Consider the following 12,927-nt stretch of genomic DNA (forward strand, 5'->3'; position numbering starts at 1 on the left):
GTTCAGGGGCGGCCCTGGATGCCGCGCAGCTTCTCCGGGTTGACGATGATGCGCAACGCGGTGATCCGGCCGTCGACGGCCTCGAAGGTCATCGCGCCGACGTTCACGCCGTCGAGCACGAGCAGGAGGCCGGGCTCGCCGTTGATCTCGGCGACGCGCATCTCCCCCTCGCCGGCCTGCGGTTTGGCCAGGACGCCGAGCCACCAGCGGGCGACGTGGTCGGCGCCGTACAGCGGACGGCGGGCGGCGGTGACGACCCCGCCTCCGTCCGACCAGGTGACGACGTCGGGGGCGAGGAGTTCGAGCACCTCGCCCAGGTTTCCGCCCGAGCAGGCCGCGCGGAACTTCTCGGCGATCTCCCGCTGTTCGGCCGGGCCGGCGGTGAAGCGGGGGCGCCGGGCCTGGACGTGTTCGCGGGCCCGGTGCGCGCACTGGCGGACGTTCGCCTCGGACTTCCCGACGACCTCCGCGATCTCCGCGTAGGGGTACCCGAACACCTCGCGGAGCATGAACACCGCGCGCTCGGTCGGGGTCAGGGTCTCCAGTACGACCAGGACCGCCATGGAGACGGTGTCGGTCAGTTCGGCCTCCTCGGCGATGTCGGGCGAGGTGAGGAGGGGTTCGGGGAGCCAGGGCCCGACGTACGCCTCCCGGACGGCCTGGGCCGACCTCAGCCGGTTCAGGCTCAGGTTGGTGACGGTGCGCACCAGGTAGGCCCTGGGGTGCTCGACGGCCGTCCGGTCGGTGCGGTTCCAGGCGAGCCAGGCGTCCTGCACGATGTCCTCGGCGTCGGCGACGCTGCCCAGCATGCGGTACGCGGCGGCGAACAGCACGCGCCGGTGCTCCTCGAAATGATCGGTCATGATCGCCACCGTGACATCGGCGTGCCGATCGATCAAGAGCGGTCACCTCGCGGCGAGCACGCGCAGTCCTTCGGCGCAGCCCGGACGGCTCGGGGTCCACCCCAGCTCGGCCTTCGCCCTGGCGTTGGACACCCGCATGTTCGTCCTGACCATCCTGTACGCGTACGAGGCGGGCCGCATCAGCCAGGCGGGGACGCTCATCGGCGTCGGGGTTCCGAAGGCCTCGGCGGTCGTCCGGACGTGGGCGCCGAAACCCATCGGGGTGTCGTCGACGATGTTGTACGCCTGCCCCGGGCGGCCGCCCTCGACGGCGAGCGCCACGGCTCGCCCGGCGTCCGCGAGGTCGACCCACGGCAGGACCCGTCCGTGGTCGGCGACCGCCGGGAGCCTGCGCCCCCGCAGCATCTCGACGAGGCTCTCGGTGGCCCCTGCCCCGTAGAAGAGCCCGAACCGCAGCGCGATCCCCTCGATCCCCTCGGCGCCGAGCATCAGCGCCTCCTTCACCCGCATGCCTTCGAGGTGGCGCTCCACGGCGGGGTCGCCGGTCGGGCCGAACACGTCGGCGTCCTCGGTGATCACGTGGTCGCCGAAGTCGCGGTAGCCGTAGCCGAAGACCATCGACTCGGCGATGACGCGGCGGGCGCCGACCGCGCGGGCGGCCTCCATCAGGTGCCCGGTCCCGGTGACCCGGAGGTCGTCGGTGGCGAACATGTCCCGGTGGCGCGCGGGTGCCTTGCGCAGGGCGGTCGCGGCGTGCACCACCGTGTCGACCGCCAGCCCGTCGACCGCGCGCAGCAGGCGGTCGCGGTCCATCAGGTCGGCCCGCACATCGGCGTCGGCGCCGCGGCCGAGGCCGATCACGGTGTGGCCGGCGCGGGTGAGCGCCTCGGTGATGTGGCGTCCCAGGACCCCGCTCGCGCCGGCCAGCAGTACGTTCTTCTTCTCGTTCATGTCCATGGGACAAGCTGCCGCCGCCGTACGTGACACCCCTGCGATGTGACCCGGGTCACTCTTCTGCGGCGACCGGGACGTGCGCGCCTCACGGTCGTCGGCCCCGGACCGCCCAGGCGCGGGCGACGAGGGAGACCGAGCCGTCCGGGCCGGTGGGGAGGGTCGCGGCGAGCCGGGTGCGCAGCCGGTCCCGGGCGGCGGGGGTGAGGGTCGCGACGTAGCCGGGAGCCGGTCCCTGGCCGGACAGGAAGGGCTCCCACAGGTCCGCGAAACCGCTGAAGACGGTGGGTACCTCGATCGGGGCGACCGTCACGTCGACCAGCCCCGCCCCGGTCCAGAGCGCGCGCAGCGGACCGGGGCGGCACAGCGCGAACCGCCGGCCCTCGTCCCGCGTGGAGGCCGCCGGATCGGCCGAGGCCGCGGCGTCCCAGAAGCGGCGCAGGAGGGCCATGCCCTCGGCGTAGTCCCACACGTACGCCGCGACCAGCCCGCCCGGCCTGACCACCCGGGCGGCTTCGGCGGCCGCCGCCCCGGGCGGTTGAAGGAAGTTGAGGGCCAGTCCGCTGACGACCGCGTCGAACACCGCGTCGCGGAACGGCAGCGCCGACGCGTCGGCCACCGCGAAGGAGGCCGGCGCGGGCGCGGTGGCCCGGGCCGCGCGCAGGAATCCGGGGGACCGGTCCAGTCCCACCACGGTGCGTGGCCGGCACCGAGCCGTCACCACCGTGGTCAGCGCTCCGGTGCCGCAGCCGACGTCCAGCCACCGCAATCCGCCCGGGCCGCCGAGCCGTGCCACGAACACCTCGGCTACCTGACGGCTCCACCGGCCCATGTAGCGCTCGTAGGCGTCCCCCTCCGCCCACACGTCGGACGGCCGTTCCTCCATGCGGCGGCTAGTGGTGGAAGCCGGAGCGGGGCGCCGCCGTCGGTACGGGCGGGGGTGAGGCCTTCAGGTGCTCCACGGCCCGGCGCAGGTCGTCGACGAGCAGGGCGATCTGGTCACGCGTGACGCCGTGCCGGACGAGGACCCGCTGGATGACCGTGTCCTCGCGGTCGGCGGGCAGCGGGTACGAGGGCACTTGCCAGCCCCTCATCCGCAGCCGGTCGGAGAGGTCGTAGAGGGTGAAGCCGGCCGCTTCCGGATCGGCGAGCCTGTAGGAGACCGCCGGGAGGCCGCCCTCGCCGTCGTAGAGGAGGGTGAAGGGGCCCATCTGCGCGATCTCCCGGGCCAGGTACTGGGCGGTCTCGGCGCAGGCCAGCTGGACGCGCCGGTAGCCGCCTCGGCCCAGGCGCAGGAAGAGGTAGTACTGGGCGATGATCTCGCCGCCGGGACGGGAGAAGTTGAGGGCGAAGGTCGGCATGTCGCCGCCCAGGTAGTCGACGTCGAAGACGAGGTCCGCGGGCAGCAGGTCGGCGGTGCGCCAGACGATCCAGCCGACTCCGAGGGGCGTGAGCCCGTACTTGTGGCCGGAGGTGTTCACGGAGGCGACGCGCGGCAGCCGGAAGTCCCACACCACGTCGGGGTGGAGGAAGGGCGCGACGAAGCCTCCGCTGGCGCCGTCCACGTGGATGGGGACGTCCCAGCCGTGCTCGGCCTGGATCCGGTCGAGTTCGGCGGCGATCTCTGCGACGGGCTCGTAGACGCAGGTGTAGGTGACGCCGAGGATGGCGACGACGCCGATGGTGTTCTCGTCGACGTAGGCGGCGAGCTGATGGGGCAGCAGGCCGTTGGCGCCGGACTCCAGCGGGACCTGGCGCAGCTCGACGTCGAAGTAGCGGGCGAACTTCTCCCAGCAGACCTGAACGGGACCGCACACCAGGTTGGGGCGGTCCGTGGGGAGGCCGGCGGCGCGGCGGCGCTCGCGCCAGCGCCATTTGAGGGCGAGGCCGCCGAGCATGGCGGCCTCGCTGGAACCGGTGGTGGAGCAGCCGGTCGCGGTGGCGCCGGCGGGGGCGTTCCACAGGTCGGCCAGGATGTTGACGCAGCGGGACTCGATCTCGGCGGTCTGCGGGTACTCGTCCTTGTCGATCATGTTCTTGTCGAGGCAGTCGTTCATCAGCCGGTGGACGCCCTCGTCCGACCATGTGGTGCAGAAGGTGGCCAGGTTCTGGGCGGCGTTGCCGTCCAGGAGGAGTTCGTTGCGGAGCAGTTCGTAGACGACCTCGGTGGGCGAGTGGTCCTCGGGCATCCGGTACTTGGGGAGGACCTCGCCGCTCAGCGCGGACGCGAACACGTCCGTATCGGCGTCACGGGAGCGCGTGTCCTTCGTCTCATGAAGAGCCATATCGGGACTATAGGTGACAAACCCCATCGATCCGGGATGAGAGCGAAGCGACGCGAACGGCAGATGACGCTCCGCTTCCAGCCGACTCTGCGGTGTGACCTTCCGCATACAGGCCCTGGACACACGAAGAAATTACTGTCCAGTAGACTCGATCCCGCAGATCTTCCCGTTCGAACCTCAGGAGCCGATTCATACGGGAAGATCATCCAACTTGTTCTACGGGCAACTTATCCGCGGATGTCCTGATACCGGCCCACCGTTTCCTTTGCCCTGATACCTCTCAGGCCATGAACAAGATCACCCGCCGTCAGGCCTTGGGTACAACTGCCGGTGCACTCACCGTCCTAGGCCTCACCGCTACCGCCGCGAGCGTCGCCACAAGCGCCGCCGCGACCCCCACCGCGTCCACACCCCCGGGCACGGTCGACGAGGTCTACAAGGGCCGCCGCATTCAGATCACCCCGGGCGAGGGCGGCCACCACGGCGGCCACCACTCCCCCGGCCAGCCGACCGTACGAATAGACGGCCGCGAACTGCACGTGATGCGCAACGCCGACGGAACCTGGATCAGCGTGATCAACCACTACGAGACGTTCTCGGACCCCACCCTGCTCGCCCGCGCCGCGGTGCGCGATCTCCAGGGCGCCGCCCTCGCCCCCTTCGGTGGTGCGGCATGACCGTCCGCAAGAACCAGGCCACGCTGACCGCCGACGAGAAGCGCGCCTTCACCTCGGCCCTGCTGGAGCTCAAGCGCACCGGCAGCTACGACCGTTTCGTCACCACCCACAACGGCTTCATCATGAGCGACACCGACTCGGGCGACCGGGTCGGCCACCGCTCCCCGTCCTTCCTTCCCTGGCACCGCCGCTTCCTGCTGGAATTCGAGGCGGCGCTGCAGAAAGTGGACGCGAACGTCTCGCTCCCCTACTGGGACTGGACCGTGGACCGCACCTCCCGCTCCTCGCTCTGGGCCCCCGACTTCCTCGGCGGCACCGGACGGGCCCGCGACGGACAGGTCCTCGACGGTCCCTTCGCCTACGCGACGGGCAAGTGGAACATAGACGTACGGGTGGACGGGCGCGCGTACCTGCGGCGCGCCCTCGGCACAGGCGTCGCCCAGCTGCCGACCAAGGCCGAGGTGGACTCCGTGCTCGCCATGCCGGTCTACGACATGGCTCCCTGGAACAGCTCCTCCAACGGGTTCCGCAACCACCTGGAGGGCTGGCGCGGCGCCAACCTGCACAACCGGGTGCACGTGTGGGTCGGCGGGCAGATGTCCACCGGGGTCTCCCCGAACGACCCGGTCTTCTGGATGCACCACGCCTTCATCGACAAGCTGTGGGCCGACTGGCAGGCGCGCCATCCGCAGTCCACCTACCTGCCGGCCGCCGGCACGGCGAACGTCGTGGACCTGAACGACACGATGCGGCCGTGGAACGACGTGACCCCGGCCGACATGCTGGACCACCGGAAGTTCTACACGTTCGACACCGAACCGGCCGCCGCCAGCCAGCGGTAGTGCAGTTCGGGGCGGCCGACCTGGCCGTACCGGGGAGTGCGGTCCGCGCGGCCGGTGTCCACGAGGTGCTCCAGGTAGCGGCGTGCGGTGATCCGCGAGATCCCGGCCGCCTCGGCCGCCCCTGCCGCGGTCAGCCCCTCGGGCGCCGCCCGCAGCAGGGCGGCGACCCGGTCCAGGGTCGGCGCGCTCAGCCCCTTGGGCAGCTCGGCCGGGCGGGGCGCGCGCAGGGCCGCCATCGCCCGGTCCACGTCGTCCTGGCCGGCCGCCTCGCCCGCGGTCGCGCGGAACTCGGCGTAGCGCAGGAGCCGTTCGCGCAGCGTCGGGAAGGCGAAGGGCTTCAGTACGTACTGGACCACGCCGAGTGAGACGCTCTCGCGCACCACGGCCAGGTCCCGCGCCGAGGTCACCACGATCACGTCGACGGGATGCCCGGCGGCGCGCAGCCCGCGTGCGTAGCGCAGGCCGTGTCCGTCGGGCAGCCCGAGGTCGAGCAGCAGCAGGTCGACGCGGGTCCGTTCCAGGACCCGGGTGGCCTCGGCGAGGGAGTGGACGGCGCCGACGGCGCTGAAGCCGGGCACCCGGCCCACGTAGAGCGCGTGCGCGTCGGCGGCGACCGGATCGTCCTCGACCACCAGGACGCGTACGTCGCCCCCGCTCACCGCGGACCCCCGGCGGCCGCATCCGTGGCCGCCCCGCCCCGCGGGAAGGCGGCCGGATCCGCAGCCGCCGCGCCCTGCGGGGACGCGACCGGCAGGCGGACCGTGAACTCCGCTCCGCCGCCCGGACCCTGCGCTGCGGTCACCGTGCCGCCGTAGCGCTGGGCCACCTGCTGGACCAGGGCGAGACCGAGGCCGCGCCCCTCCCCCTTGCCGGACCAGCCCCGGCGGAACACGTCCACCCCCTCGGGCAGCCCGGGTCCGTTGTCGGCGACCCGCAGCAGCAGCTCGTCCCGTTCCGGCCGCAGCGTCACCGCGATCCGGGCGCCCGGCACGGCGGTCACGGCGTCGACCGCGTTGTCGATGAGGTTGCCCAGCACCGTGACCAGGTCACGGGCCGGCGGCAGCCCGCCCCCGTCGGCGAGGCTGCGGCTGTCCGCGGTGACGACCAGCTCCACTCCCCGCTCGTGCGCCTGGGCGGCCTTGCCCAGCAGCAGCGCGACCAGCACCGGCTCCCCGACCGCGGTGACCACCTCGTCGGTGAGGGCCTGGGCCAGTTGCAGCTCGGCGGTGGCGAAGTCCACCGCCTCGTCCGCACGGCCCAGTTCGATGAGCGAGACCACGGTGTGCAGCCGGTTGGCCGCCTCGTGGGCCTGGGAGCGCAGGGCCTGCGTGAAACCCCGCTCGTGATCCAGCTCGCCCGTCAGCGCCTGCAGCTCCGTGTGGTCGCGCAAGGTGACCACGGTGCCCCGGCGGCCGCCGCCCGCGACCGGCGAACTGTTCACGACCAGCACCCGGTCGGCGGTCAGGTGCACCTCGTCCACCCGGGGCCGGTCGGCGAGCAGGGCTCCGGTGAGGGGGGCCGGCAGACCGAGGTCGGCGACGCCGGTGCCGGTGATCTCCCCGCCCGGCAGGCCCAGCAGTTCCCGTCCGGCGTCGTTGATCAGGGTGATCCTGCGCTGCCCGTCGAGCATGAGCAGCCCCTCGCGGACCCCGTGCAGGGCCGCCTGGTGGTAGTCGTACATCCGGCTGAGCTCGGCCGCGTTCATGCCATGAGTGTGGCGGCGCAGCCGGGCGTTGACGACGTACGTGCCGACCCCGCCGAGGGCGAGGGCGGCGGCCGCGACCCAGGCGAGGGCGGAGAGCTGCGCACCGAGCCGGTCGCTGATCGCGCGGACGGTGATCCCGGCGCTGACGAGGCCGACGATCCGGCCGTCGTCCTCGAGCGGGGTGACCACGCGGATGGAGGGGCCGAGGGTGCCGGTGTAGGTCTCGCTGAAGGTCTCGCCGCGCAGCGCGGGGGCGGTGTTGCCCATGAAGGGCTCGCCGATCCGGCGCGGGTCGGGGTGGGTCCACCGCCGCCCGTCGAGGTCCATGATCGTCACGAAGTCCACCCCGGAGTCCGCGCGGACCTTCTGCGCGTAGGGCTGGAGCTCGACGGACGGGTCGCTGCCGCGGGCCGCTCCCCGAACGGCATCCCGTACGGAGGGTGAGTCGGCAACCGCGTGGGCCACGGCGCCGGCCTGCCGCCGGGCGGCGTCCTCGGCCTGGCCCCGGGCGGTGACGTACGCGTAGACGGCGCAGCCCGCGACGACCAGCGCGACCAGCAGCACCTGCATGGCGAAGAGCTGTCCGGCGAGGCTGCGCGGCGGTCGGGGGAAGCGGAACATGCCGCTCAGTGTGCACCGGCTCGTGAACTCAATGAACGCAAGGGTGACCGGGGTCACAGCCCTGGGCGATGGTCTCCCGGAACGCATTCACCACCGGGAGGCATCGTGGCCGCCAGACGCGACAGAACGCACTATCTCTACATCGCGGTGATCGGCGCGGTGCTGCTCGGCATCGCCGTCGGTTTCGCCGCACCCGGCGTGGCCGTGGAGCTCAAGCCACTGGGCACCGGCTTCGTCAACCTCATCAAGATGATGATCTCGCCCGTCATCTTCTGCACGATCGTGCTGGGCATCGGATCCGTCCGCAAGGCCGCCAAGGTGGGCGCCGTGGGCGGGCTCGCACTCGGCTACTTCATGGTCATGTCCACGGTCGCACTGGCCATCGGCCTGCTGGTCGGCAACCTGCTGGAGCCCGGCAGCGGGCTGCACCTGACCGAGGCGGCGCGCAGCGCGGGCGAGGCGCAGGCCAAGGCGGGCGGCGCCGAGAGCACGCCGGAGTTCCTGCTCGGGATCATCCCGACCACGCTGGTGTCCGCCTTCACCGGGGGCGAGGTGCTCCAGACGCTGCTGGTGGCGCTGCTCTGCGGGTTCGCGCTGCAGGCCATGGGCACGGCGGGGGAACCGCTGCTGCGGGGCATCGGGCACGTGCAGAAGCTGGTGTTCCGGGTCCTCGCGATGATCATGTGGGTGGCTCCGGTGGGCGCCTTCGGGGCCATCGCGGCGGTGGTCGGGGCCACCGGCATCGACGCGCTGAAGTCCCTCGCCGTCATCATGATCGGCTTCTACACGACCTGCCTGCTGTTCGTGTTCGTGGTCCTGGGCACGCTGCTGCGGGTGTGTACGGGGGTCAGCGTCTTCGCGCTGCTGCGCTATCTGGGCCGGGAGTTCCTGCTGATCCTGTCGACCTCCTCGTCGGAGTCGGCGCTGCCGCGGCTGATCGCGAAGATGGAGCACCTGGGGGTGTCGCGGCCGGTCACCGGGATCACGGTGCCCACCGGGTACTCCTTCAACCTGGACGGGACCGCGATCTACCTGACGATGTCCTCGCTGTTCGTCGCCGAGGCGATGGGCAAGCCGCTCGCCCTGGGCGAGCAGATCTCCCTGCTGCTGTTCATGATCATCGCCTCGAAGGGCGCGGCCGGGGTGACCGGCGCGGGCCTGGCCACCCTCGCGGGCGGACTGCAGTCGCACCGGCCGGAGCTGGTGGACGGGGTCGGCCTGATCGTGGGCATCGACCGGTTCATGAGCGAGGCACGGGCCCTGACCAACTTCGCGGGCAACGCGGTCGCGACGGTGCTCATCGGTACGTGGACGAAGGAGTTCGACCACGCGCGGGCCGCCGAAGTCCTCGCCGGGCGGATGCCGTTCGACGAGACCACGCTGGTCGACGACGGACACCGGACGGATCCGGCCGAGCCGGAGCCGGCGGCGGCCGCCGTACCGGTCCCCTCGCACGTTCCCAAGGACGGCGTACCGGTCTAGCCGGTCCGCCCGCACGGGCCGGCCGGGCAGGGCTCGCCCCCACGGTGCCCAGCCCGGCCGGCCCGCCGCATTTCGCACAGTTGCACCCATAGTCGGAATTCGGCCACCGATAAACGAACCCCCATGCTGCAAAAGGTACTTCCGCAGCAGGCTGTGTGCATGACATCTTGCGTCCACCACTTGTTTCGTACGACCCGGCATGACCACCGGGTCTTCGGAGGACGCATTGATACCCCACATATCCAGCCGACCTCGACGCACCCTCGTGCTGGCCGCCACGCTCGGCGCGGCACTCGCCTTCGGGGCTCCCGCCGCGCTCGCCGGCACCGCCCCGGTCTCCCCTTCCGGCTCCCCCGCCTCAGCCCCCGCTGCGGCGGCGCCCCAGGCCTCGGCCCCGACTTCCCAGAGTGCGACCTGGGTTGCCGGCACCCGCGCCTACCTCGTGATCACCGCTCCCGGTGACACCACGGCGGTGCGGGGCGCCGTCACGTCCAACGGCGGTACGGTCTTCCAGTACTACGACGCGATCGGCGTGATCGTCGCCCACTCCGCGTCCAGCACCTTCGCCACCACCATGCGCGGTGTGGGCGGGGTCCAGCAGGTCGGCGCCACCCGCACCTCCGACGTGCCGGCGGACGCCTACAACCCGGCGCTGCCCGCCAACCCGGCGCAGTCCACGACGCCTTCGGGCGAGCCGGTCCGCGCCGACATGACGCAGATCAAGGCCGACCAGGCCTGGGCCGTCACCACCGGCTCCGCCTCCGTCAAGGTCGGCATCCTGGACACCGGTGTGGACGACCAGCACCAGGACCTGGCGCCGAACTTCAACGCGGCGGACTCCGCATCCTGCGCCTACGGCAAGCCGGACACCCGTGCCGGCGCCTGGCGGGACGTCGGCAGCCACGGCACGCACGTGGCCGGTACGGTCGCCGCAGCCAAGAACGGCAAGGGCGTCATCGGCGTCGCGCCGGGCGTGAAGATCTCCTCGGTGCGCATCGCCGAGCCGAACTCCTCGCTCTTCTTCGCCGAGAACACCGTCTGCGGCTTCATGTGGGCCGGTGACCACGGCTTCAAGGTCACCAACAACAGCTACTACACGGACCCGTGGCAGTTCAACTGCCCGGACAACGCCGACCAGGCCGCGATCATCGAGGGCGTCAAGCGCGCCCAGGAGTACGCCGAGGGCAAGGGCTCGCTGCAGGTCGCGGCGGCCGGCAACTCCAACATCGACCTGGCCAACAAGACGACCGACACCGAGTCCCCCAACGACTCGACCCCGGTCACCCGCACCATCACCAACGCCTGCCTGGACATCCCGACCGAACTCCCCGGCGTGGTGACGGTGTCGGCGATGGGCACCACCGCGAAGGCCTCGTACTCCAACTACGGTCTGAACGTCGTCGACGTGACGGCCCCCGGCGGCGACGTCACCGGCATCTACAGCACCCTGCCGGGCGGCAAGTACGGCAGCATGAGCGGCACGTCGATGGCCTCGCCGCACGTCGCGGGTGTGGCCGCGCTGCTGGCCAGCACCAACCCGGGCATCACCCCGGCGCAGCTGCGCGACAAGCTGGCCACCCAGGCCAACGACGTCGCCTGCCCGTCGGACAGCCGGTGCAAGGGCACCACCTCGAAGAACGGCTTCTTCGGCGAGGGCCAGGTCGACGCCCTCAAGGCGGTCGGCTCCACCCCGCCGCCCGGCAAGTACTTCGAGAACCCCGGTGACTTCGCCATCGGCGACAACACCACCGTGGAGAGCCCGATCACCGTCAGCGGGGTGACCGGCAACGCCCCGGCCGCCCTCAAGGTGGGCGTGAACATCGTGCACACCTACATCGGTGACCTGAAGGTCGACCTGATCGCTCCCGACGGCACCGTCTACACGGTCCACAACCGGGCCGGCGGCAGCACGGACAACATCAACCAGGTCTTCACCGTCAACGCCTCCTCCGAGGTCGCCAACGGCACCTGGAAGCTCCGTGTGAACGACAACGCCGGCGGCGACACCGGCAAGATCGACGCCTGGAACCTGACCTTCTGAGAAGGCGGTCCTAGGACCTGAGCACATCCGCGAGCCAGTCGAAGACGACCTCGCAGTGCTGCTGGGGGGCCATCGGGGAGCAGTGCAACTGCGCCCCGGTGGCCTCCGTCATCTTCACGTACTCCTTGCGCGAGGTCAGCAGGTCGTACATCTGCTGCGGCTGGCCCGGGTAGAACGTCTCGAAGTCGTAGTCCAGGACGAGCACCGGTGCCTTGATCAGCGGCACGACCTTGGTGACGTCGAGTCCGATGGCCACCTGGGACGGGGTCCAGACGTCGGTGAGGACCTTGCCCGCGCGGGCCTGGAGCAGGGCCTGGCGGTCGAAGATCTCGAAGCGCTTCTTGACCGTGAAGGCCAGCTGCGGGGTCAGTTCCGGAACCACCTCCTCGTTCCAGATCCGGTTGGTCTCCTCCTTGTCGGCCGTGACGATGTCGCGCAGCTCCTTGTCGAAGCCGAGCCAGGGGCTCACACAGCCCGGCTGGCAGGCCACCGCCGCGAGCCGGTGCTCGAAGGCGGCGGCGCGGGCCACGAGGTTGCCGCCCATGCTGAGGCCGGTGAGCGCGATCCGTGCGCTGTCCACGTCCTTGCGCGCGTCCAGCCAGTCGACGATCGGGCCGACGGCCTTCTCCCACCGGGTGGTGAAGGGCGTCTCCTCCACGAAGAGCAGCTGCCCCTGGCCGGGGCCGTCGTAGACGAGGGCGTTCCAGCCGCGGTCGAGGGCCGCGGACACGCCGTAGGTCCACATGTCGAGGTTCTGCCCGTCGCTGCCGTTGGTGAGGATGACGGTCGGGCGGGGGGTCTCCGGCCCGTCGGGGCGGAAGAACCAGACCGGCAGGTGCGTGCTGCCGTACGGGACCTTCGCGCGCACGGCGGCCGGGCTGCAGAGCTGGGCGAAGGTGTCCCATGCCGCGCGTCCGGCCTGGTACACGGCCTTCTCGTCGCCGGGGTGGTCGGTGCCGAGGACGTAGAACAGCGCCTGGGCGTAGTACTGGGCGGCGCGCAGGGAGCGGAAGCGCCGGGTCTGCGAGGGGGTCTCGTGGCCGCCCCGGCCGAGGGCCGGCGGCGCGGCGAGTTTGTCGCCCCAGGAGCGGAAGGTGTCGCTGAAGGTCTGCTCCGACAGGCCGGCGGCGTTGATCGCGTTGACCGCGGTGAGCACCTCGCCGACCTCGGAGGAGCGCATGCCGGCCCCGCCGAGGGCGAGCAGGCCGGCGAAGTTGAAGCCCGGGTCGGCGAAGAGCTTCATCGCCCCCGGCGCGGGGTCCGGGTCCGCGGCGGACGGTTCGGCCGAGCCGGACGGCCGGGGCTCGGCGGCGGCCGCCGGGGCGCCACCGCCCAGGGCGAGGGAGCCGGCGCCGGCGGCGAGTCCGGTGAGCGCGGCGCGGCGGGACAGCTCGGATGGCTGGTGCGGTGAGGGAGCAGTCATGCAGCGGACCGTAGGAGCAGCCCCGGGGGCCCCGCAG

The 12,927-nt window shown here is 71.7% G+C and carries 11 protein-coding genes; 4 read left to right on the forward strand and 7 right to left on the reverse strand.

Annotated features, from left to right (window positions below; all coding sequences use genetic code 11):
* Window positions 1-2: 2 nt before the first annotated feature.
* From RIU97_RS02340 to RIU97_RS02355, 4 genes are all read right to left on the reverse strand, one after another.
* On the reverse strand, window positions 3-863 hold the full coding sequence (locus tag RIU97_RS02340; protein ID WP_404953053.1) for an RNA polymerase sigma-70 factor: 861 nt from the start codon (window positions 861-863) through the stop codon (window positions 3-5).
* Window positions 864-905: 42 nt separating this feature from the next.
* Window positions 906-1,820 carry an NAD-dependent epimerase/dehydratase family protein gene (locus tag RIU97_RS02345; RefSeq protein WP_404953054.1) on the reverse strand — a complete coding sequence of 305 codons (915 nt, stop codon included), beginning with the start codon at window positions 1,818-1,820 and terminating at the stop codon, window positions 906-908.
* An 82-nt stretch (window positions 1,821-1,902) separates the two neighbouring features.
* Window positions 1,903-2,700, reverse strand: a complete 798-nt coding sequence (locus tag RIU97_RS02350; protein WP_404953055.1) for a class I SAM-dependent methyltransferase — start codon at window positions 2,698-2,700, stop codon at window positions 1,903-1,905.
* A 7-nt stretch (window positions 2,701-2,707) separates the two neighbouring features.
* Complete coding sequence (locus RIU97_RS02355; RefSeq protein ID WP_404953056.1) at window positions 2,708-4,099, reverse strand: glutamate decarboxylase; 1,392 nt, start codon at window positions 4,097-4,099, stop codon at window positions 2,708-2,710.
* 287 nt (window positions 4,100-4,386) lie between these two features.
* On the opposite strand from RIU97_RS02355, the gene RIU97_RS02360 reads away from it, so the two are divergent.
* Together RIU97_RS02360 and RIU97_RS02365 are read left to right on the forward strand one after the other, a co-directional pair.
* Entirely contained in the window at window positions 4,387-4,776 is a 390-nt protein-coding gene (locus RIU97_RS02360) for a tyrosinase cofactor (RefSeq protein WP_404953057.1), read from the forward strand.
* The gene (locus RIU97_RS02365; protein WP_404953059.1) at window positions 4,773-5,618 is read left to right on the forward strand and encodes a tyrosinase family protein; all 846 of its coding nucleotides are present in this window, start codon (window positions 4,773-4,775) and stop codon (window positions 5,616-5,618) included. Before RIU97_RS02360 ends, RIU97_RS02365 begins: the two co-directional genes overlap by 4 nt.
* Here RIU97_RS02365 and RIU97_RS02370 read toward each other — a convergent pair.
* Both RIU97_RS02370 and RIU97_RS02375 read right to left on the reverse strand, forming a co-directional pair.
* Window positions 5,576-6,277 carry a response regulator gene (locus RIU97_RS02370; protein ID WP_327411939.1) on the reverse strand — a complete coding sequence of 234 codons (702 nt, stop codon included), beginning with the start codon at window positions 6,275-6,277 and terminating at the stop codon, window positions 5,576-5,578. The two genes, RIU97_RS02365 and RIU97_RS02370, sit on opposite strands and share 43 nt — an antisense overlap.
* Window positions 6,274-7,944, reverse strand: coding sequence for an ATP-binding protein (locus tag RIU97_RS02375; protein WP_404953060.1), 1,671 nt, complete (start codon window positions 7,942-7,944; stop codon window positions 6,274-6,276). The genes RIU97_RS02370 and RIU97_RS02375 overlap by 4 nt, the downstream gene beginning before the upstream one ends.
* 105 nt (window positions 7,945-8,049) lie before the next feature.
* On the opposite strand from RIU97_RS02375, the gene RIU97_RS02380 reads away from it, so the two are divergent.
* Entirely contained in the window at window positions 8,050-9,426 is a 1,377-nt protein-coding gene (locus RIU97_RS02380; protein ID WP_404953061.1) for a cation:dicarboxylate symporter family transporter, read from the forward strand.
* 265 nt (window positions 9,427-9,691) lie between these two features.
* On the forward strand, window positions 9,692-11,467 hold the full coding sequence (locus RIU97_RS02385) for a S8 family peptidase (protein WP_404962730.1): 1,776 nt from the start codon (window positions 9,692-9,694) through the stop codon (window positions 11,465-11,467).
* A 10-nt stretch (window positions 11,468-11,477) separates the two neighbouring features.
* Here the strand turns inward: RIU97_RS02385 and RIU97_RS02390 are convergent, their stop codons facing one another.
* Window positions 11,478-12,890, reverse strand: coding sequence for an alpha/beta hydrolase family protein (locus tag RIU97_RS02390; protein WP_404953062.1), 1,413 nt, complete (start codon window positions 12,888-12,890; stop codon window positions 11,478-11,480).
* Window positions 12,891-12,927: the final 37 nt, after the last annotated feature.

The organism is Streptomyces sp. 147326 (genome assembly GCF_045000215.1).
Lineage (GTDB): Bacteria > Actinomycetota > Actinomycetes > Streptomycetales > Streptomycetaceae > Streptomyces.